At 66.6% G+C, this 23,568-nt stretch carries 18 protein-coding genes and 2 tRNA genes; 12 read left to right on the forward strand and 8 right to left on the reverse strand.

Annotated features, from left to right (window positions below; translation table 11 throughout):
• The first annotated feature begins 140 nt into the window (after positions 1-140).
• The 3 genes from nadA (at position 141) to ACLD0W_RS09395 (ending at position 4,556) form a co-directional block, all read left to right on the forward strand.
• Positions 141-1,190 carry a quinolinate synthase NadA gene (gene nadA, locus ACLD0W_RS09385; protein WP_410307222.1) on the forward strand — a complete coding sequence of 350 codons (1,050 nt, stop codon included), beginning with the start codon at positions 141-143 and terminating at the stop codon, positions 1,188-1,190.
• Between the two features lie 114 nt (positions 1,191-1,304).
• Positions 1,305-2,270, forward strand: coding sequence for a helix-turn-helix transcriptional regulator (locus ACLD0W_RS09390; protein ID WP_410307223.1), 966 nt, complete (start codon positions 1,305-1,307; stop codon positions 2,268-2,270).
• A 123-nt stretch (positions 2,271-2,393) separates the two neighbouring features.
• A complete protein-coding gene (locus ACLD0W_RS09395) occupies positions 2,394-4,556 on the forward strand; it encodes a TonB-dependent siderophore receptor (protein WP_410307224.1) in 2,163 nt (720 codons plus the stop codon).
• Here ACLD0W_RS09395 and ACLD0W_RS09400 read toward each other — a convergent pair.
• Entirely contained in the window at positions 4,553-5,995 is a 1,443-nt protein-coding gene (locus ACLD0W_RS09400; protein ID WP_410307225.1) for a M48 family metalloprotease, read from the reverse strand. The two genes, ACLD0W_RS09395 and ACLD0W_RS09400, sit on opposite strands and share 4 nt — an antisense overlap.
• Positions 5,996-6,061: 66 nt before the next feature.
• Here ACLD0W_RS09400 and ACLD0W_RS09405 point away from each other — a divergent pair, with 66 nt between their 5' ends.
• Positions 6,062-6,316 (forward strand): sulfurtransferase TusA family protein, encoded by a 255-nt coding sequence (locus tag ACLD0W_RS09405; RefSeq protein WP_204429141.1) that lies wholly within the window; start codon positions 6,062-6,064, stop codon positions 6,314-6,316.
• Complete coding sequence (locus ACLD0W_RS09410; protein WP_410307226.1) at positions 6,316-7,389, forward strand: AI-2E family transporter; 1,074 nt, start codon at positions 6,316-6,318, stop codon at positions 7,387-7,389. The genes ACLD0W_RS09405 and ACLD0W_RS09410 overlap by 1 nt, the downstream gene beginning before the upstream one ends.
• Before the next feature lie 51 nt (positions 7,390-7,440).
• Here the strand turns inward: ACLD0W_RS09410 and ACLD0W_RS09415 are convergent, their stop codons facing one another.
• The 7 genes from ACLD0W_RS09415 to ACLD0W_RS09445 form a co-directional block, all read right to left on the reverse strand.
• Positions 7,441-9,270 carry a long-chain-acyl-CoA synthetase gene (locus ACLD0W_RS09415; protein WP_410307227.1) on the reverse strand — a complete coding sequence of 610 codons (1,830 nt, stop codon included), beginning with the start codon at positions 9,268-9,270 and terminating at the stop codon, positions 7,441-7,443.
• Between the two features lie 345 nt (positions 9,271-9,615).
• A complete protein-coding gene (locus ACLD0W_RS09420; protein WP_410307228.1) occupies positions 9,616-11,583 on the reverse strand; it encodes an acetyl/propionyl/methylcrotonyl-CoA carboxylase subunit alpha in 1,968 nt (655 codons plus the stop codon).
• A gap of 19 nt (positions 11,584-11,602) precedes the next feature.
• Positions 11,603-12,424, reverse strand: a complete 822-nt coding sequence (locus tag ACLD0W_RS09425) for an enoyl-CoA hydratase/isomerase family protein (RefSeq protein ID WP_410307229.1) — start codon at positions 12,422-12,424, stop codon at positions 11,603-11,605.
• Between the two features lie 23 nt (positions 12,425-12,447).
• Positions 12,448-13,605, reverse strand: coding sequence for an acyl-CoA dehydrogenase family protein (locus ACLD0W_RS09430; protein WP_410307230.1), 1,158 nt, complete (start codon positions 13,603-13,605; stop codon positions 12,448-12,450).
• A gap of 157 nt (positions 13,606-13,762) precedes the next feature.
• Entirely contained in the window at positions 13,763-15,373 is a 1,611-nt protein-coding gene (locus tag ACLD0W_RS09435; protein WP_410307231.1) for an acyl-CoA carboxylase subunit beta, read from the reverse strand.
• A gap of 16 nt (positions 15,374-15,389) precedes the next feature.
• Positions 15,390-16,259 carry an SDR family oxidoreductase gene (locus ACLD0W_RS09440; protein ID WP_410307232.1) on the reverse strand — a complete coding sequence of 290 codons (870 nt, stop codon included), beginning with the start codon at positions 16,257-16,259 and terminating at the stop codon, positions 15,390-15,392.
• A 120-nt stretch (positions 16,260-16,379) separates the two neighbouring features.
• Positions 16,380-18,161 carry an acyclic terpene utilization AtuA family protein gene (locus ACLD0W_RS09445; protein WP_410307233.1) on the reverse strand — a complete coding sequence of 594 codons (1,782 nt, stop codon included), beginning with the start codon at positions 18,159-18,161 and terminating at the stop codon, positions 16,380-16,382.
• 131 nt (positions 18,162-18,292) lie between these two features.
• Between ACLD0W_RS09445 and ACLD0W_RS09450 the strand changes: the two genes are divergently transcribed.
• The 7 genes from ACLD0W_RS09450 to ACLD0W_RS09480 all read left to right on the forward strand — a co-directional run bounded on the left by ACLD0W_RS09450 (position 18,293) and on the right by ACLD0W_RS09480 (position 23,540).
• Positions 18,293-18,883 (forward strand): TetR/AcrR family transcriptional regulator, encoded by a 591-nt coding sequence (locus tag ACLD0W_RS09450; RefSeq protein ID WP_410307234.1) that lies wholly within the window; start codon positions 18,293-18,295, stop codon positions 18,881-18,883.
• Entirely contained in the window at positions 18,880-19,080 is a 201-nt protein-coding gene (locus tag ACLD0W_RS09455; RefSeq protein ID WP_410307235.1) for a hypothetical protein, read from the forward strand. Before ACLD0W_RS09450 ends, ACLD0W_RS09455 begins: the two co-directional genes overlap by 4 nt.
• 87 nt (positions 19,081-19,167) lie before the next feature.
• Positions 19,168-19,243: transfer RNA gene (locus ACLD0W_RS09460), tRNA-Val, on the forward strand.
• 36 nt (positions 19,244-19,279) lie between these two features.
• Positions 19,280-19,356: transfer RNA gene (locus tag ACLD0W_RS09465), tRNA-Asp, on the forward strand.
• A gap of 669 nt (positions 19,357-20,025) precedes the next feature.
• On the forward strand, positions 20,026-21,399 hold the full coding sequence (locus tag ACLD0W_RS09470) for a hypothetical protein (protein ID WP_410307236.1): 1,374 nt from the start codon (positions 20,026-20,028) through the stop codon (positions 21,397-21,399).
• A 134-nt stretch (positions 21,400-21,533) separates the two neighbouring features.
• Complete coding sequence (locus ACLD0W_RS09475) at positions 21,534-22,604, forward strand: cyclic nucleotide-binding domain-containing protein (RefSeq protein ID WP_410307237.1); 1,071 nt, start codon at positions 21,534-21,536, stop codon at positions 22,602-22,604.
• 45 nt (positions 22,605-22,649) lie between these two features.
• A complete protein-coding gene (locus ACLD0W_RS09480) occupies positions 22,650-23,540 on the forward strand; it encodes an NAD(+) kinase (protein WP_410307238.1) in 891 nt (296 codons plus the stop codon).
• Positions 23,541-23,568 lie beyond the last annotated feature (28 nt).

Below are 23,568 nucleotides of genomic sequence, written 5' to 3' on the forward strand. Positions count from 1 at the left end.
GGCCTGCGTCGCTTTTGACCATGGCCGGGGTGCCGCGCTGATCAATATGGTATAGTTTGCCGTCCGCGCCCCGGTGGCCACCCCGCCGGCGGTGTCCCAAGACCCAGAACAAAGCCCCCTATCCGGGGCGGTATTGCCGTATGACTGCACAGGCTCAAGAGATCGTGCGCGCCCATCTGGCGGGCACCGGGGAACAGCCCGAACTCACCGACGATCAACGCGCACTGTACCGGCGCCGCATTAAGGAACGGTTACAGCAGCGCGACGCGGTGATGGTGGCGCACTATTACACCGACCCGGAAATCCAGGCCCTGGCCGAGGAAACCGGCGGCTGCGTGGCCGACTCCCTGGAGATGGCCCGCTTCGGCCGCGACCACCCGGCCAGCACCCTGATCGTCGCCGGCGTGCGCTTCATGGGCGAGACCGCCAAGATTCTCAGCCCCGAGAAACGGGTCTTCATGCCCACCCTGGAAGCCACCTGTTCCCTGGACATCGGCTGCCCGGAAGACGAATTCGCCGCCTTCTGCGACCAGCACCCGGACCGCACCGTGGTGGTCTACGCCAACACCTCGGCGGCGGTGAAAGCCCGCGCCGACTGGGTGGTGACCTCGTCCATCGCCGTGGAACTGATCGAATACCTGGACCAGCGCGGCGAAAAAATCCTGTGGGCCCCGGACAAACACCTGGGCAGCTATGTGCGCGCCAAGACCGGCGCCGACGTGCTGTGCTGGGACGGTGCCTGCATCGTCCATGAGGAATTCAAGGCCCAGGGCCTGCTCGACCTGAAGGCCGCTCACCCGGGCGCGGCGGTGCTGGTGCACCCGGAGTCGCCGGCGGCGGTGGTGGAGATCGCCGACGTGGTGGGCTCCACCTCGCAGCTGATCCAGGCCGCCACCGAGATGGCCAACGACCGCTTTATCGTCGCCACCGACAAGGGCATCTTCTACAAGATGCAGCAGCTGGCCCCGCACAAGACCTTCGTGGAAGCGCCCACCGGCGGCAGCGGCGCCCAGTGCCGCAGCTGCGCCCACTGCCCGTGGATGGCCATGAACGGCCTGGAAAACACCCTGGCGGTGCTGGAAGACGACAACGGCTGCGGCCAGGAAATCTTCGTCGACCCGGCGCTGGCGGCAAAAGCCATGAAGCCCCTGGACCGCATGCTCGACTTCGGCGCCCGCCTGAAGCGCTGATCCCCCCGGCCGGCCACCGCGCCGGCCTTTTTTGCTTTTGAAAATCATTCTCATCGGCTGTAAGGTAACGCCCGCTTCGCCCCGTTCGGGGAGAGAATCCGGAGATCCCGACCCTTGCCACCGTCCGCCGAGCGTTACTCTCTGTCCGCCCTCAACCGCCTGGGTGCGCCCCACGGCGCCGATTACCTGTTGCTGAACGACGGCGGCGACCGGGATGTATTGGAAGGCAGCGTGGTGCAGCGCGACCTGGCCTTCGGTGGGCTGCTGGTGCTGTCGCGCGTGCGCGCTCTGCGCTCCTACGAAGCCCGTTCCCGGTCGGAATTCCGCTTGTCACTGGCGTGGTTGGGGCAGGGCGAGGCGCACCTGCGCACGCGCCGCGACGGCCCCCTGCGCATGGTCGGCGACACGGCGGTCACCATGCTGGAAACCGGCGATGGGCCGATACACGCTTCGCACCCGGCGGGCCCGATGCTGCAGGGTTTGAACCTGTCGGTCCGGGACATTCAGGGGCTCACCGACGAGCGCCTGCAGGACCGGCTGACGGCTTTGCGTCGGAGCCGCTCGCGGCTGGCTCCCTGGCGCATGCCGCCGGCGCTGCGGGACGGGGTGTGTTCCCTGCTGGAAGGGTATTGGGAAGACGATCTGGCGGCGCTGCTTTGGGAAGGGGTCGCCCTGCAAATGCTCGCCCACGCTCTCAAGGCCCTGGATGACGGCCCGGCGGCGGACGCCGTGTCCGAACGGGACCGGGGTCTGTTGCGCCGGGTCCATGAGCGGCTGGTCGAGGAACCGGAGGCACCCCACACCCTGGCTTCCCTGGCGGCGTTGGCCTGCATGAGCCCCAGTGCCCTGCGCGCCAAGTTCCCGCGGGTCTACGGGCAAAGCGTGTTCGATTGCCTGCGCCGCCAGCGCTTGGAACGGGCCGGGCGCTACCTGCGGGAGGGGGCCTCGGTGCAGCAGGCCGCGCACTTCGTGGGTTACCGTCATGCCAGCAATTTCACCACCGCGTTTCGCGCGCACTTCGGAATGCCTCCCGGTGCCTGGCGCCGGGATCGGGTTCCCCGCCCGGCGCGTTCCCAATAACCTTTCCGGCGTTGTTCATAACCCCGCGCTCTGCCCATAAAGAATAATTCTCATTTACTTTTATGAGTCGAGGAGTAAGGGGCGATGGGGCGTGCTGCGCATTATTGGTTTTGGAAACCGGGTGTGTTCGGGCTGACCATGCTGGTCGGTGGGCTGGGCATGGCGCCCTGGGCGGCGGCCAGCGACGACGGCCGTGATAGTGAAGGTGGGCGGAAGCAGGCGCTGGCGCCGGTCACCGTCTCCGCCGGAGATCTGGCACTGGAAAACAGCAGCGAGGAGCGTGGCGGTTACACCATGGGCGCCACCCAGAGCGCCACCGGTCTGCTGCTGGCCCCACGGGAGACACCGCAATCCGTGAGCATCATCACCCGCCAGCAGATCGAGGACGAAGGGCTGGAAGACACCCGCGAAATCCTGCGCCGGGCACCGGGGGTGTCACTGACACGCAGCGACAGCAATCGTTATTCGTTCTCGTCCCGGGGCTTCGGCATCAGGCAGTTCCAATTCGATGGTCTGCTGACGCCGATTTCCAACTACTGGAATTTCGGTGCCACCGACATGGACGCCGCGATCTACGACCGGGTCGAGGTGATTCGCGGCGCCACCGGTCTGATGACCGGTGCCGGTGAGCCCTCGGCGCTGGTCAATTTCGTTCGCAAGCGCCCCGGTCCGGATTTCGCCGCCCGCGGTGCGCTGTCGGTGGGATCCTGGGACGCCCGGCGCGCCGAGTTGGACCTGACCCTGCCGATCACGGACGACGGCCGGGTGTCGTCCCGGGTGGTCGCGGTGCGCGACGACAGCGAGAGCTACATGCGCCTGTTCGATGATGACCGGCGCACCCTGTACGGCGTGGTCAGTGCCGAGCTCACGCCCCGCACTTTGCTGGTGGCCGGCATCGAGCATCAGAACAACCACAGCAACGGCATGGGGGCCGGCTTCCCCATGTTCTACAGCGATGGCACCCGCACCGACTTCCGGCGCTCGGTGGTCAATAGCACCGACTGGGCGACGTTCGAGACCACCTCCACCACCGCCTTCCTGGATCTCACCCAGGCACTGGGCAACGGCTGGCAGCTGCGCGGCGCCTTCAGCTACAACGAGGGCGACTATTTCATGGAATACCTGTTTCGGGGCGGCTATCCGGACCCGGACACCGGCGAGGGCATGAGCGGTTCGTTCACCAAATACGACGGCGACCGTCATTATCACCAGATGCACCTCACCGCCACCGGGCCGGTGGAGGCCTTCGGCCGGTTCCATGAGGTATCGGTGGGTTGGATGAACATCAAGGACGACTACCTGATGCGGGCCGCCTATCCGGTCAACGCGCCGGACATTGGCGGTTTCTTCGACAGCGACGTGCCGCGCCCGGAATGGGGCCCCTATGGCGACGTGGACGACAGCGTTATTCGCCAGCGCGGTGGCTACGCGGTAACGCGGCTGTCCCTGGCGGACCCGCTGCACGCCATCGTCGGCGCCCGCGTCAGCCAGTGGGAAATCGATCAGATGTATTTCGGTTCGCCCACCGATTACCGTGTCAGCGATGAGATCACCCCCTACGCGGGCCTGATCTACGACTTCAACCGGACCTATTCCGGTTACATCAGCTATACCCAGATTTTCCAGCCGCAGGGCAACCGGGACGCACAAGGCGACCTGCTGGACCCGGTGCGCGGCGTGAGCCAGGAAGTGGGCCTCAAGGCGGAGTGGATGGCTGGCCGGCTGATCGGCGCGCTGGCGGCCTACCGCATGGAGCAGGACAATCTGGCGGAGGAAATCCCCGGCGCGTCCCAGCCCGGGCGACCGGACGCGCCGGCCTATCGGGCGGTGGACGGCGCCACCGTGGAGGGTTTCGACATGGAACTCAGCGGCGAGCTGACGGACCATTGGCAGCTATCCACCAGTTACACCCACTTCACGGCCAAGGATGCGGACGGCAAGACGTTGAACCGCACTCACCCGCGCAGCCAGTTCAAACTGTTCACACGCTACCAGCCACCGGCACCGCAACGTCGTCTGACGTTGGGCGCCGGGGTCACCTGGCAGAGCGGTTTCTCCCGCTACACCTCGGCGCGGGTGCCGGTGCAGGGCCGTACCAAGGTCGGCCAGGGCAGCTACGCGCTGGTGGATCTGATGGCCCGTTACCAGATCACGCCGTCGCTGAGCACCACGGTACGGGTCAACAATCTGTTTGATCGCGAGTACTACACCCAGGCGGGCTTCTACGATCAGGCCTGGTGGGGGGAGCCGCGCAGCGCCACTTTGTCGCTGCGCCTGGATCTCTAGAACTCTTCCTTGGAGAGCCGCTCCATTTCGTCCCGGCGGGCACCCAGCTTGCTGCGCAGGGCGAACTGGTCGCCGGCTTCCTTGAGCGCGAACTCCATCTGCCGCAGCGCCTGGTCGTCCTGGCCACGCAGGAACAGCACCTCGGCGCGGGCCCGGTGGGCGCGCGCCTGGTCGCCGGTGTTGCCCCAGGCGTCGGCGGCCATGGACCAGACACTGGGATCGCCGGGGCGCGTCAGCGCCAGTGGCTCCAGCAACGGCAGGGCCTTCTCCGGCTGCTTGGAGAGCAGGTAGGCGCGGCTCATCAGCAGGGAACTGGCGTAGTCCCGGGGGTTGATGTCGAGCACCCGGCGGCCCCGCTCGATCACCTCTGGATAGCGGCCCTGATCCAGATCCACCTCCATCAGACCGAGCTGATACCAGGGCTGGAAGCCGTCGCCTTCGGCGATCAGGTCGTTGAAGCGCTGGCGGGCGGCGTCGTAGCGGTCGGCGCGCAGTTCGGTGAGCGCCAGACCGTAGCGGGCGGCCCGCGCCTCCAGCCCGTTCGCTTCCTTGAGCCGTTCCTGGAAATACTGACGGGCCCGTTCCGGCGTCTCGAAATAGCGGGCCTGCACCCGCGCGCGCACCAGCTCGAAGGGCAGGCTGGGGGCGGCGTCCGGGTGCGGCAGATTGCGCGCCCGGGCGCGGGAATCCGCCACCCGCTCCGCGGTGAGCGGGTGAGTGAGCAGGAATTCCGGCGGGTCGCCGGCGAACCGCTGCTGTTCCAGCATGCGCTCGAAGAAACGCGGCATGGCGGTGGGGTCCATGCCGGCGTTGGCCAGGGTCTGCATGCCGACCCGGTCGGCCTCGTATTCATTCTGTCGGGAGTAGGCCAGCTGTGCCTGGATCGAGGCGGCCTGGGTGGCGGCCATGCCGGCCATGCCGGCGTCGCCGGCACCGGCCACCGCCAGGGCGATGCTGGCCAGCATGGCGGCCATCACCGCCGGGCCACGGCGCTTGGAATCCAGATAGCGGCGGGCGAAATGACGCTGGCTGACGTGGGCGATCTCGTGGGCCACCACCCCGGCCACCTCGGCCTCGTCGTGGGCGTTGAGAAACAGGCCGGCGTTGAGGCCGATGACACCGCCGGGCACCGCGAAGGCGTTGATGGCGCTGCTGTTGATCACCACGATGTCCAGGTCCGGTTCGTTCAGGTCGCTGTAGGAGGCCAGCCGGTAGACCAGGCTTTCCACGTACTCCTGCACCAGGGCATCGTCCATGATCGGCGTCTGGCCGCGCAGCTGGCGCAGCCAGGCGCGGCCCAGGCGGTGCTCCTGATCCGGGGACATCACCGCCACGGTGGGGTCGCCCAGCTCCGGCAGGTCGCTGGCGGACTGCGCCTGGCCCGCCGCCGATAACAGGCACAGCAGGAACAACAGTGTCAGGCGGGTGACGGCGATCAAAGCGAACTCCTCTGAACTATATTGACCAGTACTTTATAATGACCGCCCTGGCGCAAGGATCACACCATGGACACAACATTTTTGGATGCCCGCGGCCTGAACTGCCCGCTGCCGCTGCTGAAGACCCGCCAGGCACTGCGAGGCCTGGCGCCCGGTGCCTTGCTGGAAGTGGCGGCCACCGACGCGGGGTCGGCCCGGGACATTCCCGAATACCTTCGACAATCTCCCCATGAGCTGGTTCGCCGGCAGGATGACGACCGGGAATACCGGTTTCTGATCCGCCGCGGCGAGGAAGGCCAGGGGCCGGAGCGGGGACGCTGATGCTGGACGTGTTCAAAGGCTGGTTCAACACCTGGTTTTCCGATGACGAGGCGGTCTACCTGCTGGTGGTGCTGCTGGCCGGCTTCGCCGTGGTGTTGCTGTTCGGCGGCATGCTGGCGCCGGTGCTCACCGCCCTGGTGCTGGCCTATCTGATGCAGGGGCTGGTGACCCAGCTCAACCGGGTGGGGCTGCCGCCGGGGCTGTCGGTGAACCTGGTGTTCCTGCTGTTCCTGGCGGCCCTGACCATGGTGCTGGTGGTGGTGCTGCCGATGGTATGGCGGCAGACGGTGCTGCTGGTGCGCGATCAGTTGCCCTACATCGTGCACAACGCGGAGACCTGGCTGCGGGCGCTGCCGCAGCGCTACCCGGAAATGATCTCCATGGAGCAGGTCAACACCCTGGTCAACATCACCCAGCGGGAGATGGCCCAGTTCGGCCAGTCGGTGCTGACCCTGTCCCTGTCGTCGATTCCCAACCTGCTGGACATCCTGGTGTTCCTGGTGCTGGTGCCGGTGCTGGTGTTCTTCTTCCTCAAGGATCGCCAGCAGCTGGTGGGCTGGGTGCTGGGCTTCCTGCCGCAGCGGCGGCGCATTCTGTCCCATGTGTGGGACGAGATGGATCAGCAGATCGCCAACTATGTGCGCGGTAAGGCGGTGGAAATCCTGCTGGTGGGGGCGGCCACCTTCCTGGCGTTCCTGTTCCTGGGGCTCAACTACACGGTGCTGCTGGCGGTGCTGGTGGGCTTCTCGGTGCTGATCCCCTATATCGGCGCCACCATCGTCACCCTGCCGGTGGCGGCGGTGGCCTACCTGCAGTTTGGCTGGAGCGGGGATTTCGCCCTGGTGATGGTGGTGTACGGGGTGATCCAGTTTATCGACGGCAACATTCTGGTGCCGTTGCTGTTCTCCGAGGCGGTCAATCTGCACCCGGTGGCGATCATCACCGCCATTCTGTTTTTCGGTGGGGTGTGGGGGCTGTGGGGGGTGTTCTTCGCCATCCCGCTGGCCACCCTGCTGAAAGCGGTGATCAACGCCTGGCCGCGCCGGCCGTTGCCGGCGGAACCGGAGGGGTAGGGGACGTATCGCGGCTGAGGCGGCGTACCGCTTCAGCCGCGATACCCGGCGTCAGAAGCGGTACTGGCCGCCGTCGATGCCCTGCTGGATTTCCGGGGTGAGCGGCTGGTAGGCGCTCTCGCCGGGCAGCAGCACATAGACCGGATCGTCCACTTTCTCCAGATCGTATTTCTCTTCCTTGAGCTTGTTCTTCTGGTGCTTGAAGGTGCCGGTGGTTTCCACGCCGTGGTCGGTGATGCGCAGGAACACCGGAACCGCGTAGGGCGGCAGCTCGCGCTGCACCTCGGCGGTCAGGCCGGCCCAGTCCACCTCGCCGTGGGGCTGGTTGAGACGCAGCTCCGCCATGCCGGCGCGGCCGTTGGTGCCGGGAATTTCCACCCCGTAGACCACCGATTCCACCACCGGGGCGGTGCCGTCCAGGATCTGCTCCACTTCGGTGGTGGACACGTTCTCGCCTTTCCAGCGGAAGGTGTCGCCCAGGCGGTCCACGAATTGGGCGTGGCGGAAGCCGATGTCACGCATCATGTCGCCGGTGTTGAACCAGGCGTCGCCCTTCTTGAACACATCCCGGAAAATCGCCTTCTCGGTTTTGTCCTGATCGGTGTAGCCGTCGAACGGGGTCTTGTCGGTGATCTCGCCGAGCATCAGACCGGATTCGCCCTTGCCCACCTTGATCATATGGCCGTTCTTGTCGCGCACCGGCTCGTCCGCTTCCTTGTCGTACTTGACGATGGCGTAGCTGACCGGGGAGAAGCCCACGGTGTTGTCGAAGTTGAACACATTGGTGAAGGCCACGTTGCCCTCGGAGGAGGCGTACAGCTCCACCACGCGCTCGATGTCAAAGCGGTTCTTGAACTGCTTCCAGATGCTCGGGCGCAGGCCGTTGCCGACGATCACCTTGACCGGGTTGTTGGCGTCGTCCGGCTTTTCCGGTTGTTCGTGCAGGTAGCGGCACAGCTCGCCCACGTAACCGAAGGCGGTGCAGTTGTGCTTGCGCACGTCGTCCCAGAAACGGCTGGCGGAGAACTTGCGCGCCACCGCCAGGCCGCCGTGGCCGGCGATCACCGAGGCCCAGCAGATCACCATGCCGGTGGCATGGTAGAAGGGCAGGGTGCAGTAGAGGCGGTCGTCCTTGCCGAGGCGCACGGCGGAGAAGCCGAAGGCGCCGTAGGCTTTTTCCCAGCGGCCGTGCTTGAACACCACCGCCTTGGGCAGGCCGGTGGTGCCGGAGGTATAGATGTAGAACAGCGGATCGTGCAGGAAAGTCTGGTGGGTGCTGGCCGGGTTCTCGCTGGAGCAGTCCTTGATCTCGGTGGCGAGATTGGCGAAGCCTTCCGGCGCGGTGCCCGGGTCCGCCAGGGTGTCCTGGTCGGCGAAGTAGAAGAAGTTTTTCTTCAGGTCCAGGTCGTCGCGGATTTCCTGGATGGTGGCCACCAGCTCCTCGCCGACGATCACCGCCTTGGGTTCCACCAGGTTGACGCTGTGCACCAGCACCTTGCCTTTCTGGGAGGTGTTCAGCAGCGCCGCGCAGACACCCAGCTTGGCGCAGCCCAGCACGGTGACCAGCAGCTCCGGGCGGTTCTCGATGTCCACCGCCACGGTGTCGCCTTTTTTCAGGCCGATGGAGGCCAGGTAGTCGGCGATGCGGTTGGCCCAGGCATTGAACTGCTTGTAGGTGAGTTCCCGGTCCTCGTAGAGAATGGCGACGCCGTTGGGGTTCTGTTCGGTGGCGTGCTCGAAGGCCACCCCCAGACCCAGCGGGGTGGTGGCGTCGGTGTTCTTACTCATCTTGGAACCCTTGATGAGACCGGGCAGATTGCCGATCACCTCGGGCACCTTGGACAGCAGCTTGGGCAACGTAATCACGTCGGCGTTGCTCATGGGATCTCCATTAATCCGTGTTCTTGGAATGCCCGGGTCGTGCCGGGAGCTCGGGTCGGCGGCCCCGATCATCGGAACGGGTCGCCAAAAAACGTCTCAAAAGCGGTGCCCGCCAGGGTTCGGAAAGCGGGGATACCTTAACGCCCGTTTCGTATACCAGCAAGCAAACCCAGGCCCCGAGCGCGACCCGCGAGTCGCACCGAAGCCGGGGTTATTGAAGCACACTCTGGCACCATCGTCCCGCCTTGGGGACAGGTCCGCTTGTCATCCGGTGACACCCACCCTGGGTGCCGTTTCTGGCGGGCCCGGGGCGCATTCCATTGCGCGTCCGCCCGTCGCCACCGTTCAGGGGGCGTCGGGCGTCACGGTGACCAGTACCTGCTGTCGGCGCACCTGGTCGCCGGCGGCGGCGTTCACCGCCTCCACCACGCCGTCACAATCCGCGCTCAGAGAGTGCTCCATTTTCATCGCTTCCAGTACCGCGATAACTTGGCCGCGGGTGACCCGGTCCCCTGTCGCCACGGTCACCTCGGTGAGCGCGCCGTCCATGGGCGCCTGGATGCGACCGGATCCGGGGCCATCCGCGCCGGCGCCGGCGCGGTGAGTGCGATCCTCGAACACCACCCGCAGAGCACCGTCCTGCAGCCACAGGTGATCGCCGTCCCGCCACCAGCGGTAGCGGCGTCGTACCCCGTCCAGGGTGGCCACCAGGCCACCGTCCCCGTCCACCTGCTCCAGGGTCACCGCCGGGCCGTCACGCAGGCCGGAGGGGGTCAGGTAGAGGGTGCGTTCCTCTTCACCGGCGGCCAGCACCAGGGGCTGGGCGCCCAGGCCGCTGGAATGCCAGCCGGCGTAGCCGCGTTGCCGGCCGTTGTCCCGGGCGCGCCCGGACGTTCCGGTGTGCCCGAACAACAGAGCGGCCAGGCCCCACAGGGCGTCCGGCGGCGCCAGCGGCCGCAACGCCGGGTCGTCGGCGAAGTCGCCGCCGATAAAGGCGGTGGTGGCCTGCCCGGCGGCGAAGCGGGGGTGGCGCAGAATCGCCGCCAGGAAGCGGCGGTTGTCGTCCAGCCCCATCAGCTCGGTGTCCTCCACCGCCCGGATCAGGCGGCGGCGGGCCTCGTCGCGGCTGGCGCCGAAGGCAATGATCTTGGCCAGCATGGGGTCGTAGTGGCTGCCCACCCGGGCGCCTTCGATCAGGCCGTGATCCACCCGCACGCCCTCGCCGGAGGCCGGGCGCCAGCGGGCCACGGTGCCGGTTTGCGGCAGATAGTTGTGGGCCGGGTCCTCGGCGTAGAGGCGCACCTCCATGGCATGGCCGGTGAGCGCCACCTGTTCCTGGGTCAGCGGCAGCGGCTCGCCGGCGGCCACCCGCAGCTGCCAGGCCACCAGATCCTGGCCGGTGACCAGCTCGGTGACCGGGTGCTCCACCTGCAGCCGGGTGTTCATTTCCAGAAAATAGAAGTCGCCGTCCTCGGCGAGCAGGAATTCCACCGTGCCGGCGCCCACGTAATCGCAGGCCCGGGCGGCGTTCACCGCCGCCTCGCCCATGCGCGCGCGCAGCGCCTCGTCCACCGCCGGGGAGGGCGCTTCCTCCACCACTTTCTGGTGGCGCCGCTGCACCGAGCAGTCCCGCTCGCCCAGATGGATCACATTGCCGTGGCGGTCGCCGAACACCTGGATTTCCACGTGGCGGGGATTGATCACCGCGCGCTCCAGAATCAGTTCGTCGTTGCCGAAGCTGCTTTTCGCTTCCTGGCGGGCGCTTTTCAGCTGGGCGCCGATATCGGCGGCGTTGGTAACCACCCGCATACCCCGGCCGCCGCCGCCGGCGCTGGCCTTGATCATCAGCGGCAGACCCACCCGTTGGGCCTCGCGGATCAGGGTGTCGTCGTCCTGGGCCTCGCCCTGGTAGCCGGGCACGCAGGGCACGCCGGCGTCCTGCATGGCGATCTTGGACAGGCGCTTGGAGCCCATCAGGCGGATCGCCGCCGGCGGCGGGCCGATAAAGGCCACGCCGGCGGCGGCGCAGGCCTCGGCGAAGTCCGCGTTCTCGGACAAGAAGCCGTAACCCGGATGCACCGCGTCGGCGCCGCTGCGCCGGCAGGCGTCCAGCAGCGCCTCGCTGTTCAGGTAGGAGCGGGCCGCCGTGGCCGGGCCGATGCACACCGCTTCGTCGGCCAGGGCCACGTGCCGGGCGCCGGCGTCCGCCTCGGAAAACACCGCCACCGTGCGGTAGCCGAGGGATTGCGCCGAGGCGATCACCCGGCAGGCGATTTCGCCCCGGTTAGTGATCAGTACTTTCTCAAAGCTCATGGCTGTTGCTTCTCCCCGCTCATGGCTGTTCCTTATGATCGGCCCAGGACGGCGCCCGCTTCTGCACGAAGGCGAGGGTGCCTTCCTGGCCTTCGTCGCCATTGACCGCGTCGGCGAATTCCCGGGCGGCCCGGTCCAGCAGTTCGTCCATGGGCATCTGGTCCACGTCCAGCACCAGGGCCTTGGTGGCGCGGTTGGCGCCCGGGGCACAGCGGCGCACCTGGGTGAGCAGTTCGGCCAGCGTCTTGTCCAGTTCCTCGGCGGAATCCGCCACCTCATGGACCAGCCCCAGGGCCAGTGCCCGGTGACCGTCGAAGCGCGCGCCGGTGAGCGCCAGGCGGCGCGCCTGGGTGAGCCCCAGGCGTTGCACCACGAACGGCGCGATCTGCGCCGGAATCACGCCCAGGCCGGTTTCCGGCAGGGCGAAGCGGGCGTCGCCGGCGGCCAGGGCCACATCGGACACGCAGGCCAGACCGAAGCCGCCGCCCATCACCGCCCCTTCCAGCACGGTGACCAGCACCGCCGGCAGCCGGTTGGCGCGGGTGATCATTTCGCCGAAGCGGCGGTTGAGTCGGAAGAACGCCTCGCGGTCGCCCTCGGCGGCTTTCTGACGGGCGCCGGCCATGTCCTTGATGTCGCCGCCGGCGCAGAAATGGCCGCCGGCACCGCGCAGCACCAGGGCGCGCAGGCCGGCGTCGTTCTCCACCGCCTCGAAGGTGGCCATCAGCTCCTCCACCATGGCCAGGCTCATGGCGTTGCGCGCCTCTGGCCGGTTCAGGGTGACGTGCAGCACGCCACCGTCGCGGGTCAGGGTGATGGCTTGGGTCTCGGGTAGCTTCATTGGCTTGTTCACTTTCAACTCGGTTATTTCTTTTTACCCGGCAGAATGCCCATGGTTTTGCAGATGATGCCCAGCATCACCTCGTCGGCGCCGCCGCCAATGGAGGCCAGGCGGCCGTCGCGGTACAACTGGCTGGCCGGGTTGTCCCACATGAAACCGTTGCCGCCCCAGTACTGCATGCAGCCGTCGGCCACTTCGCGCAGCAGGCGGCCGGCCTTGAGCTTGGCCATGGACGCCAGGCGCAGTACGTCGCCGCCGTTCACATAGGTCTCGCAGGCCTGCCACACCAGGGCACGCAGCAGTTCCACCTCGGTCTGCAACTCCGCCATCTTGAAATGCACCGACTGGTTGTCGAGCAGCGACATGCCGAACACCGGGCGGGCGCGGGCGTACTCGATGGTGTCGTGGATCAGATTGTCGCAGCCCTTGAGCGCGTTGGCGGCGCCCCACAGCCGTTCCTCCTGGAACTGCATCATCTGCATCATGAAGCCCATGCCTTCCTGGCCGATCAGATTGCTTCGCGGCACGCGCACGTCGTCGAAGAACACCTGGGCGGTTTCCGAGCTGCGCATGCCCAGCTTGTTGAGCGGCTTGTCCACGGTGATGCCAGCCGCGTCCTTGGGCACGATGATCAGCGACTTGTTGATGTGCGGCTTGTCGTCGGAGGTATTGGCCAGCAGGCAGAAAAAATCGGCGCTGGGGGAGTTGGTGATCCACATCTTGGTGCCGTTGATCACGTAGTCGTCGCCGTCTTTCTTCGCGCTGGTCTTGATGTTGGCCACGTCGGAACCGGCATGGGGCTCGGACACCGCGATGGACGCCACCATGTCCCCGGCGATGGCCGGCGCCAGGTAATCGCGTTTGAGCGCCTCGGAGCCGAAGCGGGCCAGGGCGGGGGTGGCCATGTCGGTCTGCACGCCGATGGACAACGGCACGCCACCGCAGGCGGCGCCGCCGATTTCCTCGGCCACGATCAGACCGTAGGAATAGTCCAGGCCCATGCCGCCGTACTCCTCCGGCTTTGTGACCCCCAGCAGCCCCAGGTCGCCCATCTTCTTGAACACCTCATGGATCGGGAAACGGCCCGCCGCTTCCCATTCCGGCACGTGGGGGTTGATCTCTTTCTCGACAAAATTGCGCACCGTGCGGCGCAGTTCTTCGTGTTCCTGGGTAAACAGCATGGGTTTGCTCCTGGGCTTTCGCGTTCGTTAAAACCGTTTCGTTTTTGTCCGGCAAGTTAAAAGTTCAAAGTTAAAAGGGCGGCTTCGTGGCTGGTACCGGCAGGGCCTCTCGGCGGAGTCGCCCTTTCAATTTTTCACTTTTCACTTTCAACTGCTTTTATAGCCTCGCCACGCCAAACGTAGTGGCGCGCAGATCCCGTTCCTCTGCCTGCCGGAAAATATCCAACACATACGCCAGGACTTTCCGGGTGTCGCGGGGGTCGATGATGCCGTCGTCCCACAAGCGCGCGGTGGCATAGAGGGCGGTGGATTGGGCGTCCAGTTTCTGGGCGGTGCTTTGCTGCAGCATGTCCAGCACCTTTTCGTCCGGTTCCAGGCCGTTGGCTTTCTGCTTGGCCTCGGCGACGATGCGCAGCACCATGCCGGCCTGCTGGCCGCCCATCACCGCCACCCGGCTGTTGGGCCAGGCGAAAATAAAGCGTGGATCCAGCCCGCGCCCGCACATGGCGTAGTTGCCGGCGCCGTAGGAACCGCCCACCAGAATCGACACCTTGGGCACCCGGGCGTTGGCCACCGCCTGGATCATTTTCGAACCGTGTTTGATGACGCCGTTCTGTTCCGCGTCGGTGCCCACCATGAAGCCGGTGGTGTTGTGCAGGAACAGCAGCGGCCGGCCGGTCTGGTCGCAGAGCTGAATGAACTGGGCGGCCTTGGCGGCGCCGCGCGGGGTGATCGGGCCGTTGTTGCCGAGCACGCCGATGGTGCGGCCTTCGATGTCGATCCAGCCGCACAGGGTGGCGGCGTCCCAGTCGTTCTTGAAATCGAGAAAGTCCGAATCGTCGGCGATGCGCGCGATGATCTCGCGCACGTCATAGGGCTTGCGCGCGTCGGCGGGCACCACGCCGAGCAGCTCCTCGGCGTCATGGCGGGGCGGTTTCCAGTCACCGGCCCGGGCCGGCGTGTCCTTCAGGCCGAGTTTCTTCATGATATCGCGGGCGTGGCGGATGCCGTCCGCGTCATTCTCGGCCAGGTACTCGGCGGTGCCGGCCTGGCCGGTGTGCATTTCCGCGCCGCCCAGTTCCTCGTCGCCGGCAATTTCCCCGGTGGCGGCTTTCAGCAGCGGCGGCCCGGCCAGGAACATCTTGGCGCGGTTGCGCACCAGCACCACATAATCCGACAGGCCCGGCTGGTAGGCGCCGCCGGCGGTGGCGTTGCCATGGACCACGGTGATCTGGGGCACGCCGGCGGCGGACAGCCGCGCCTGGTTGGCGAAGGTGCGCGCCCCTTCCACGAACACTTCCGAGGCGTAGTTCAGATTGGCGCCGCCGGATTCCACCAGACTCACCATGGGCAGCCGGTTTTCCAGGGCGATCTTCTGCAGGCGCAGGGTTTTGTGCAGCCCCGACGGCGTCACCGTGCCGCCCTTGATGGCGGAGTTGGAGGCGGTGACCAGACAGCGCACGCCGCACACATAGCCGATGCCGGCGATGGTGCCGCCGCCGGCTTCGGTGCCGTCCTTGTCGTCGTGCATCTTGTAGCCGGCCAGGTTCATCAGGCTGAGAAACGGGGAGCCCGCGTCCAGCAGCCGGGCCACCCGCTCATGGGGCAGCAACTGGCCCCGTTTCTCGAACTTTTCCCGCTTGCCCTCGGCGGTGTCCACCACCGCCTGTTCGATGGCGCGGAACTCGTCCACCGCGCGCAGCAGGGCGGCGCGGTTCTGTTGGTAGGCCTCGCCGTTGGGGTCGAGGACGGAGTCGAGCACGGTCATGGCGTGTCCTTGTGGTTCAGTCTTTCAGCACGGCGGGCGTCACGGCCCGGTGGAAGCCGTCGTAGGGCCGCGAATTGCGATGGTCGGGCAGCGGAAACATGGCCACGTTGCCCTGGCTGGCGGCGCCGTCGATGCGCAGGGTGTCGCCGCTGATAAAGGCGGCGCCCTCGCACAGCAAGAAGCAGATCGCCGAGGACACTTCCGCCTCCAGGCCCAGGCGTTTCAGCGGCACCGCGTCGCGCAGGGTCTTGATGGTGCGCTGCATGCTTTCCGGGTAGGTATCCATGCCGGAAGAGGCGATCCAGCCCGGCGCCACCGCGTTCACCCGCACCCCGCAGCAGGCCCATTCCAGGGCGGCGGTCTTGGTGAAGTTGTCCATGCCGGCGCGGGCGGCGCCGGAGTGGCCCATGCCGGGCATGCCGCCCCACATGTCGGCGACGATGTTGACGATGCTGCCGCCGCTCTGGTTCATGCCCTGGGTGAACACTTCCCGGGCCATCAGAAAGCCGCCGGTCAGGTTGGTGCGGATCACCGTTTCCCAGCCTTTCTGGCTGATCAGCGCCACCGGCGAGGGGAACTGGCCGCCGGCGTTGTTGACCAGACCGTGCACCTGGCCCACGGCCTGGTAAACCGCCGCCACGGTGTCGCGCACTTTCTCTTCGTCGCGGATGTCGCAGGCGAAGGGCAGCGCTTCGCGGCCGGTGTCCTCGCGGATTTCGTCGGCCACCGCCTGCAGTTTTTCCGGCTTGCGGCCGATCAGCACCACCCGGGCGCCCAGCGCCGCCAGTTCATGGGCGGTGCAGCGGCCGATACCGGAGCCGCCGCCGGTGACGATCACGGTTTTGTCGGCGAACAGGTCGTCGCGGAATACGGAACGGTACGGCATTCAGAATATCCTCACTGCAAAAATTCAAATCGGCTGGCCACGAATGGCCGGCTACAAGCCGCAAGCTACAAGCGGCAAGCAAACCGGTGGCACGGCCAGCTTGCCGCTTGCGGCTTGCAGCTACCCGAGTGCTTTAGCGATCTCTTCGCTCACCGCGATTGGCATATCCAGCAGCTGCTGGGCGAACGCCTTGCCCTGGGGGTCGATGCGCAGGCTGGCGATGCCGCCGCCGCCCAGGGCATGGCGCAGCAGGAAATTGAAGGCGTCGAAGCCGGGCAGTTCCCAGTGGCTGACGCCGCCGGTTTCCGGATCCAGCACATGCCGCATGTACTCGGCCACCGCGTCGTCGCTGAGCGCGGCGCGCAGGTAGGGCACGTATTCCGGGCGGCGTGCCATCACGCCGATGTTGGCGTGGTCGCCCTTGTCGCCGGAGCGCGCCCAGGCCAGTTTCACCAGCGGCACGCTGGCGGGTCCGCTGGCGGTGTCGGTGCCCTGGCTGGCGGGCAGGGTGGTCGGATCCAGGGGCTCGCCCACCGGCACGCCCACTTCCATGGGCCGGCCTTCCAGGTCCACGGTGGCGGTCACGTCCACCTTCGGCACCAGGGTGGAGAACAGGCGGATGCGCGGCATCGGCTTGGGCCGGCCGCCGACCAGCCCGGACAGCCCCGGCGCCATGCCGGTGGCGGCCTGGGCGATTTCCCGGGCGAACAGGCCCAGCGCCTTGCGATCGTCGTGCAGGGCGGCGATTTTCACCACCACCTCGCGGGTGTCGCCGCGCCGGGCGTGGGCGCCGTAGGTGGTTTCGCTGCCGAGAATCTCCACGCTGGTGTCGCGGAACGGGGCCAGCCCCAGTTGCTCGAACAGGTGGCCGGTTTTGGTGAGGATGGCGTCGGCCACTGCCTGCCCCTTGGCGGGGGCGTCCAGGCCGGCCATCAGAAACGACACGGTGATGCGCTGACCGTCGGGCCAGGTGGCGGACACCTTGTAGCTGTCGGTGGGCGGCCGGCCTCGGGCGCCGCTGACCCGCACCCGGTTGTCGCCGTCCTGCTCCAGGGTGACGCCGGTGAAGTCGCACACCACGTCGGGAAGAATATAGGCCCGCGGGTCGCCGATTTCGTACAGCACCTGCTCGCCCACCGTGGCCCGGGTCACCAGGCCGCCGGTGCCCGGCGGCTTGGTGACCACGAAATGGCCGTCGGCATAACACTCGGCGATGGGAAAGCCCATATTGTGGAAGTCCGGCACCTGCCGCCAATCGGTGAAGTTGCCGCCGGTGCACTGGGCACCGCACTCGATCACATGGCCGCACAGGGAGCCTTGGGCGAGCTTGTCGTAGTCGTCGTCGGCCCACTGGAATTCGTGCATCAGGGGCCCCAGGGCCAGGGCGGAATCGGCGATGCGGCCGGTCAGCACCAGGTCGGCGCCGGCGTCCAGGGCCGCCTTGATCGGCAGCGCCCCCAGATAGGCGTTCATGGTCACGGTCATGGGCGGCAGCGGCGCGCCGCTGTCCAGCTCCTTGCACCCGGCGAACCGATCGCGCTGGCCGTTCAGGTCGTCGCCTTCCACCAGGGCGATTTTCAGGTCCACGCCGGCGGCCTCGAACACCTTGCGCAGGGCGTCGCGGCAGGCGCGTGGATTGACCCCGCCGGCGTTGCTGATCACCTTGATTTTCCTGTCGCGGATGTCCCGGGCCAGCGGCGCCATCACCTGGTCCACGAAATCGTGGGCGTAGCCGGCGTTCGGGTCCTTCATGCGCGCGCCGGCCATGATGGAGAGCGTCACCTCCGCCAGATAGTCGAACACCAGATAGTCGATGTCCCCCTGGCGGACCAATTGAAAGGCGGCACTGTTGGTGTCGCCCCAGAAACCGGCGGCACAGCCGATGCGAACGGGTTCGGTCATGGAAACGGGTCCTGATTGCCGTGGTTCGGATGTTTCCGTAAGCTACCAAGCAAGCGCTTGGTTTGGCAAGAGCCATGCTTGCAGCCGTCGAGACGCGACGATTTAATGCGCCCCTGAGTAAGGAGCCCTTCATGCCCGACAACCCGTCCATCCACGGTATCGACGATTCGCCCCGCGGGCGCCTGCTGAGCGCCGCCGCCCGGCTGTTCCGCGACAAGGGCTTCGACCGCACCACGGTGCGCGACATCGCCGCCGCGGTGGGCATTCAGAGCGGCTCCATCTTTCATCACTTCAAAAGCAAGGAGAACATCCTCTACTCGGTGATGGAAGAGGTGATCCGTTTCAATACCGAACGGTTGCGCCAGGCGGTGGCCGCCGCCGACACGCCCCGGGAGCAGCTGCGCCATCTGATCAGCGCCGAACTCACCGCCACCGTGGGCGACACCCACGAAGCGATGACGGTGATGGTGCAGGAGTGGCGCTGCCTCAGCGAGGACAACCAGCGCCGGGCGCTGGCCCTGCGCGATGTCTACGAGCGCCTGTGGCTGGACGTGCTGGGCCGGCTGCACGAGCAGGGCGTGTTCCGCGCCGACCCGTTCATTATCCGGCGGCTGCTCACCGGCATGATCGGCTGGACGCCGAACTGGTTCAGCACCAACCGGCGGCTGTCGCTGGACGATCTGGCCGAGATCATTCTCGAGCGGGTGGTGGGCGAGCCATGATCGGCAACGGCTTCGCCTGGGGGCGCCACACCATCATCGAGGAAGGCGAGCTGGACCCGGCCACCTGGCAGCTGCGGGTGGCCCATTATCTGGTGGCGGGCCCGGACGGCCGGCCGCTGCCGGGCCGGTTCGCCAGCCTGGAGGCCGCCAAAGCCTTTATCGAGGGGCGGGAAGAGGGCGGTACGGGCAATTTATGAACGAACGGTGTCCACCGGGTAAAAAAGCCGTTGACACCCGGGGCCCAATCCCTAAAATGGCGCCCACTTCGCAACGCGAAGCCCAGAGGGTGGTTAGCTCAGCTGGGAGAGCATCTGCCTTACAAGCAGAGGGTCGGCGGTTCGATCCCGTCACCACCCACCAGTTTCCCAAGTCGGGCCCAGGCCCGCGGGGAGAGTCGGAGCGGTAGTTCAGTTGGTTAGAATACCGGCCTGTCACGCCGGGGGTCGCGGGTTCGAGTCCCGTCCGCTCCGCCACTTCTTCATGATCTTTTCTCCTTGATAGACATTTGCAGTGATTTTGGCGCCGGCTGTCTCAGCCGGCGCTTTTTGTTTGTCCGGCGCCCGCCGGGAACTTTTCTCCCCCCGTTCCCCTCCAAATTCCCACGCGGCCACTGGAACGGCCGTGTTCATCAAACCGTCACGAGCTGGCTTTTAGACTAATCGGCAAGTAACGGATGAAAAAGAAACGACCAAACAGAAACAACGAAAGAGAAAGAAAAGGAGTCCCTCCATGGACGAATATCTGGAAGACCAACTCGAAGAGAAATTGTGGCTGGAAAGCTTCGACGAACTGGACGATGAACTGTGCGACGACGGTGTGGAGCTGTGAGCTCCGGCCCCCGTCGCCTCTGATTTCCCGCCCTCGCCGTTTTCTCCCTCCCCGCTCCACTCTCAATACCTGCAATCCGACCATACCTTCAATCTGACCGGTCCCGCGCCCGACGGCGCCCACGCCCGCTTTGCGTTTGGTGATCCGCTTCCTTGTTTTGCCGTGCCGCCGCTGTCTATGCTGCGGCGATCCGGAACGCCGTCCGAACGGGTTCTTGGCGAGCAGGGGGCTGACCGAAAGGGGCACGGAGTGACGCCGCGCGTCACTCTTTTCAATAAAAAGCGGCAACCGATAACAACGAAAGGGAAGGCGTTATGGCGGTCTCGTCCGTAACTTCCGAAGCCATTCTGTTCTTCGAGCGGGGCGGCATCGGCAAAAGCATGCTGTTCGCCGATTTCGAAGCGATTCTGGACGGCATGGTGGGGGTGCCGGAGTACGCCGGGCGGGAAATGCGCGGCGCCTACTGCGTGGTCAACGGCCGGTTGAAGGTCAAGGCCCTGGTGCTGTTCCTGATTGATTTCGACGCCGACGGCATGGCCGATCACACCTGGAACGTCCCGCTGCGCCATCTGGCCGAACACGGCGGCCCCGGGCCGGACATGGGCGCCGGGCCAATCCGGCTGGCCTGCCGCAGCCAGTGCCCGGTGGCCTGGCACCAGGACCAGCTCTGGGACCCCTCCATGAAGCCCGGCGCCAACGATTTCGTGGCGGCGCGGGATCTGCTGCGTCGGCGCGGCGCCAAGATGGGCCTGGAAGTGGACGAGGACCTGCCGCCGGACGGCGAGGTGCCGACCCTGGCCGGCCAGGTGCCCACGGTGCGGCCGGTGCGCGAGGAGGGTGACCCGGAGCGGGTGCGCCTGGCACGGACCATCAAGGAGCTGCGCCTGCGTATCCATACCCTGGAGACCGGGCAGAAGGAGGAGCTGGCGCGGCTGCGCTACGCCCGCCAGCAGAAGGAGGAGATCCTCAGCGCCCAGTTGGAAAAAGTGCTCACCCAGTTCAAGACCCTGAAATCCCAGAACACCGCCCTGCGCGAGCAGAACGACTCGCTCAAGGCCCAGGCCGAGGCCCTGCGGGGCAGCCTGGAGGAACAGGCGCGCAGTCTGGAAGAGCAGGCCGGCCGCGACGCGGCGCGGGGCAGCCGGCTGGAGCGCCTCACCGAGCAGTACAAACTCAATCTGGAGCAGCGCTTGGACGAGGAGCGCGCGCGGCTGGCCGGCGAGATCCACAGCCGCGAGATGGACGTGCTGAACCGTGACGAGGTGATCGGCCAGCTGCGCGCCGAGATCGCCGATCTCAAGCGGGACCATCTGCAGGTGGCCCATTCCGGCGCCAGCAAGATGCTGGAGAAGCTGGAGGACCTGGGGCTCAGCTTTATCGCCTTTCACCCCGGCGCCGGCCATGTGTCGGTGGGCGCCGGTCAGATCGCCGATTACATGAACAACCCCCAGGCGTTCGCCGCGCGCAAGTGCCTGGTCACCGAGGACCACTACCGGGCCTGGCTGGCCCATTACGAGAACCCGGTGTGCCAGGTGGCGGTGGGGCCGGAGCAGACCCCTTGCGGCAAGCGGGTGATCCGCGTGGACGTGCCCAATCAGTTCAAGCCCGGCGTCTCCGATTGCAACTCCAACCGGTGCCCCCATTGCCGCTCGGATTCGTCCATCGACAATGTTTTGAGGTTTCGGTAGAGGGTGTTGAGGTTTCGGTGAGAGAGGCCCGAGAGCCCGCCGTGAGGGATTGGTAAGTTTTTTGCAGGGTACGCGGTGAAGCGTACCGAAAAAGAATCCGAAACAGCCTTTGAAACAGAGGGGAAGGGGTGGTCATGGCCCAATCCATCGACAAGCGCCTGCTGCAGACCTTCGTGCCGGTGAACGCGCTGTCCGGCGATCAGCTCGACTGGCTGCTCGACCAGCAGGAGGTGCGTCGCTACGAAGCCGGCGACATCCTGTTCCGTCAGGGTGACCGGGACAACACCACCATCTATCTGCTCAGCGGTCAGGTGGAGCTGTTCAGCGAGCGGGGCGAACGCAGTGTGGTCAGCGCCGGCGACGGCGCTTCCTGGCACCCGCTCGGCCATTTCCAGCCGCGCCGCGATGACTGCCGGGCGCTCACCGAGGTGAGCGTGGTGCGCTTCGACAGCTTTCGCCTGGACACCATCCTGTCCTGGGACCAGTCCGCCGGCTACGTGATTCTCGACATCAACGCCAACGCCGCCTACCAGCACGACCGGGAGTGGATGATCCGGCTGCTCAAATCCAACCTGTTTCACCGCGTGCCACCCACCAACATTCTGGAGATTTTCCGCCGTCTGCACGCCCGCCGCTGCAAGGAGGGCGAGGCCATCGTCCGCCAGGGCGAGGAGGCGGACTGCTGCTACATCATCAAGGAAGGCGTGTGCGAAGTGGCCATCGCCCTGGGAGGCCAGAGCGAAGCCACGCCGGTGGCGATGCTGGAGGAGGGCCAGTGGTTCGGCGAGGAGGCGCTGCTCTCCGGCAAGCCCCGCAACGCCACCGTGACCATGGCCACCGACGGCGTGCTGATGCGCCTGGACCGCCAGGATTTCGACGCCCTGCTGCGCGAGCCGGTGGTACACACCGTCAGCGCCGGCGAGGCGCGGGCCCGCATCGCCGCCGGTGGCCGCTGGCTGGACGTGCGCACCGGCGACGAATTCGATCAGCAGCACCTGGCCGCCGCCGCCAATATGCCGCTGGGCGCCCTGCGCCTGAAATCCCGGCTGCTCGACCCGGGGCGGGCCTATGTGGCTTACTGCGACACCGGCCGGCGTAGCGCCACGGCGGCATTTTTGTTAAAAAACGCCGGTCTGGACGTGTTCGTGCTGGATGGCGGCCTGAACGCCAATACTGATACCCTGCACGAATACCTTACCGAATAGCCGTTCCCGCACCCCGGGGCCGGCGCTGGCAACGGGCCCCGGAACGTGACCCAAGAGAAATTCCGCGTGATCGGGCTGATCGCCCGCTCGGAAAGCGAACAGGCGCTGTATTCCATGCGCCAGCTGATCCATTTTCTGCATGGCCGGGATTGCACCGTGATCCTGGAGAAGGGCATTGCCGACAGCCTGCCGGAGATGGGGCTGCAGGCCGCCAGCGCCGCGCAGATGGGCGACAGCTGCGACCTGGTGATCGTGATCGGCGGCGACGGCAGCCTGCTGGGCGCCGCCCGCGCGCTGGCCCGCTATGACATCCCGGTGCTGGGCATCAACCGCGGCCACCTGGGCTTTCTCACCGACATCCTGCCCTCGGAGATCGAATCCAGGGTGGGCCAGGTGCTGGACGGCGACTACACCACCGAGCGGCGCTTTCTGCTCGACATGGAAGTGCGCCGGGGCAAGACCGTGATGGGGCAGGGCAGCGCCCTCAACGACGTGGTGCTGCTGTCCGGTGACAGCGTGCACATGATCGATTTCGAGCTCAACATCGACGGCCACTTCGTCTACGCCCAGCGCTCCGACGGCCTGATCGTGTCCACCCCCACCGGTTCCACCGCCTACGCCCTGTCCGGCGGCGGCCCGATCATGCACCCGCGCCTCAACGCCATGGTGATGGTGCCGCTCAACCCGCACACCCTGACCAGCCGGCCGCTGGTGGTGGACGGCGACAGCGAGATCAAGATCAAGATCACCACCGAGAAGGTGAATCCGCTGGTCAGCTGCGACGGCACCGCCGGCGTGCGCCTCCAGGTGGACGACGTCATCGCCATCCGCAAGAAGCCCCACCGCCTCCAGCTTATCCACCCCCCCGGCCACGACTTCTATCAGGCCTGCCGTTCCAAGCTGGGCTGGAGCACGCGCCCCGGCGACGGCCACTGAACCCCCATCGCGACTGAAGTCGCTCCTA

It is taken from the genome of Alloalcanivorax sp. C16-1 (assembly GCF_046507805.1).
Classification (GTDB): domain Bacteria; phylum Pseudomonadota; class Gammaproteobacteria; order Pseudomonadales; family Alcanivoracaceae; genus Alloalcanivorax.

Coding starts and splice junctions, on each gene's coding strand:
- ACLD0W_RS09420 (WP_410307228.1), bottom strand. CDS start 11,583: ATGAGCTTTGAGAAAGTACTGATCACTAACCGGGGCGAAATCGCCTGC.
- ACLD0W_RS09435 (WP_410307231.1), bottom strand. CDS start 15,373: ATGACCGTGCTCGACTCCGTCCTCGACCCCAACGGCGAGGCCTACCAA.
- ACLD0W_RS09470 (WP_410307236.1), top strand. CDS start 20,026: ATGGCGGTCTCGTCCGTAACTTCCGAAGCCATTCTGTTCTTCGAGCGG.
- ACLD0W_RS09440 (WP_410307232.1), bottom strand. CDS start 16,259: ATGCCGTACCGTTCCGTATTCCGCGACGACCTGTTCGCCGACAAAACC.
- ACLD0W_RS09445 (WP_410307233.1), bottom strand. CDS start 18,161: ATGACCGAACCCGTTCGCATCGGCTGTGCCGCCGGTTTCTGGGGCGAC.
- ACLD0W_RS09455 (WP_410307235.1), top strand. CDS start 18,880: ATGATCGGCAACGGCTTCGCCTGGGGGCGCCACACCATCATCGAGGAA.
- nadA (WP_410307222.1), top strand. CDS start 141: ATGACTGCACAGGCTCAAGAGATCGTGCGCGCCCATCTGGCGGGCACC.
- ACLD0W_RS09450 (WP_410307234.1), top strand. CDS start 18,293: ATGCCCGACAACCCGTCCATCCACGGTATCGACGATTCGCCCCGCGGG.
- ACLD0W_RS09410 (WP_410307226.1), top strand. CDS start 6,316: ATGCTGGACGTGTTCAAAGGCTGGTTCAACACCTGGTTTTCCGATGAC.
- ACLD0W_RS09415 (WP_410307227.1), bottom strand. CDS start 9,270: ATGAGCAACGCCGACGTGATTACGTTGCCCAAGCTGCTGTCCAAGGTG.
- ACLD0W_RS09475 (WP_410307237.1), top strand. CDS start 21,534: ATGGCCCAATCCATCGACAAGCGCCTGCTGCAGACCTTCGTGCCGGTG.
- ACLD0W_RS09430 (WP_410307230.1), bottom strand. CDS start 13,605: ATGCTGTTTACCCAGGAACACGAAGAACTGCGCCGCACGGTGCGCAAT.
- ACLD0W_RS09405 (WP_204429141.1), top strand. CDS start 6,062: ATGGACACAACATTTTTGGATGCCCGCGGCCTGAACTGCCCGCTGCCG.
- ACLD0W_RS09425 (WP_410307229.1), bottom strand. CDS start 12,424: ATGAAGCTACCCGAGACCCAAGCCATCACCCTGACCCGCGACGGTGGC.